The sequence below is a fragment of the Alysiella crassa DSM 2578 genome (genome assembly GCF_000745955.1).
Classification (GTDB): domain Bacteria; phylum Pseudomonadota; class Gammaproteobacteria; order Burkholderiales; family Neisseriaceae; genus Simonsiella; species Simonsiella crassa.
Window position 1 is genome coordinate 1 of record NZ_JQKH01000158.1, and the last position, 1,160, is coordinate 1,160.

The 1,160-nt window shown below is 34.7% G+C and carries 2 protein-coding genes; both read right to left on the minus strand.

The window, feature by feature from the left end; translation table 11 throughout:
- Positions 1-52 precede the first annotated feature (52 nt).
- On the minus strand, positions 53-421 hold the full coding sequence (locus tag Q338_RS12530) for an L-rhamnose mutarotase (protein ID WP_051968653.1): 369 nt from the start codon (positions 419-421) through the stop codon (positions 53-55).
- A gap of 42 nt (positions 422-463) precedes the next feature.
- Positions 464-1,021 carry a DUF6990 domain-containing protein gene (locus tag Q338_RS12535; RefSeq protein WP_034296123.1) on the minus strand — a complete coding sequence of 186 codons (558 nt, stop codon included), beginning with the start codon at positions 1,019-1,021 and terminating at the stop codon, positions 464-466.
- Positions 1,022-1,160: the final 139 nt, after the last annotated feature.

Genomic DNA, 1,160 nt, shown 5'->3' on the forward strand with positions numbered 1-1,160 from the left:
TAGTCGTGAGAAAATTAATACGATACCACTGAATTGATGCGGACTTCTTTTTTTATTGTACTTTTTTTGTCGTGTACTGAAAGGCTGCCTGAAAGCGATAAATCTCGTCCATCAGCACCCATTTTTCGCCTGCTGGGGTAAAGGGCGTGGCTTGTTGATAATCCCACATCAATTGTTCCCAGCGTTGCACGGATTCGTTTTGGGCGGACAGTTGCGCCATGCGTTCAAAACTGAACGTGTCATCGGTGTTCATCAACATCACCAAGCGCGTTCCCAAACGGTAAATCGTCATTTGGGTAATGCCGCAATCGGCAATGTGCTGTTCCACTTCCGCCCACACGGCGCGGTGGTGCTGTTCGTATTCGGCGATTTTGTCGGGATTGTCTTGCAAATCCAGCATTAAAACGTAAGTTTTTTTCATAAAAATGTCCTTTCAGGCTGCCTGAAAAATATGGGAAATCGTTTACTTAATTAATGCCAAATTAACCGCATTATCTATCATCTCTAATGTAATCATTGGCACAAATCCAATATTATTTCCATTTTTCATTGACTGATAATAATCAAATAATGTTACAAAATCTTTTAACAAAACCAGTACAGATAAATGCAAAATTTGCGCCATACTGGGTCTTTCACGATAATATGATTGATATTTATCAATTAAATAATTAATTGTGTAATCATTTGTTTTACTTATAATTTTTTGTAATTCCATTTCAAATATTTGACAAATTTCATCAATATCAAAACACCTTGTTTCAATTTGACCGTAATGTATTGAAATAAAATTATTCACATCATCTTGCATAATCAAATTGGCAATTTTGGCTAATTCAATATGCGAAAAAGAATAGAATATTTCAATATGGATAACATTGCTTTCATAATAAACAAAAGGTTCAATTTGAATAACAAATTGTTTCGTTTGAAATTCAATCCATTCACTCTCATCATCTTTTTTCCATTGCCCTTGAAATTTATTTAAGAATGGAACAAAAAGTGTTTTCAAATCTATCATATTATAAATATCAAGTTGTTGGAAAATAGCAATGTAGATTAAAAATTTTCAGGCAGCCTTTCAGTACACGACAAAAAATCGGACGACCTGTTTTGGGTTTGAAAAATAGTCCAAAGTTGCCATCATCAACATGGCGGCT